The 386-nt window shown below is 57.0% G+C and carries 1 pseudogene; it reads left to right on the plus strand.

Going from position 1 to position 386, the window contains the following annotated elements:
- A pseudogene (locus ACO0LG_RS29590) lies at nt 1-386 on the plus strand (hypothetical protein); the annotation flags it as partial.

Genomic DNA, 386 nt, shown 5'->3' on the forward strand with positions numbered 1-386 from the left:
CGCATCACGCAGGTCACCAGCCCCAACGGTATAGTCAACTACACCTACGACGCCAACGGCCAGCGCAGCAGCATGACCATCGCAGGCCAGCCAACACAAAGCTACACCTACGACAAAGTTGGCAGGCTCATCCGCATCGACCAGGCCGCAGGTGCCATCAACAACAACCAGGCACAAGCTATCCAGTTCACTTATGACGACACAGGCCGCCTCACCAAAACCACCTACGCCAACGGCATCACCCGTGACAACAGCTATGATGACGCAGGCCAGTTGACTGGCATCACCTACAAAAAAGCCGACAACAGCCTCATCGGTGACCTGGCTTACACCTATGACGCCAATGGCCGCCGCACCAAAACCAGCGGCAGCCTGGCAAAAACAGA

Source organism: Undibacterium sp. Ji42W, assembly GCF_049340405.1.
Taxonomy (GTDB): domain Bacteria; phylum Pseudomonadota; class Gammaproteobacteria; order Burkholderiales; family Burkholderiaceae_D; genus Undibacterium.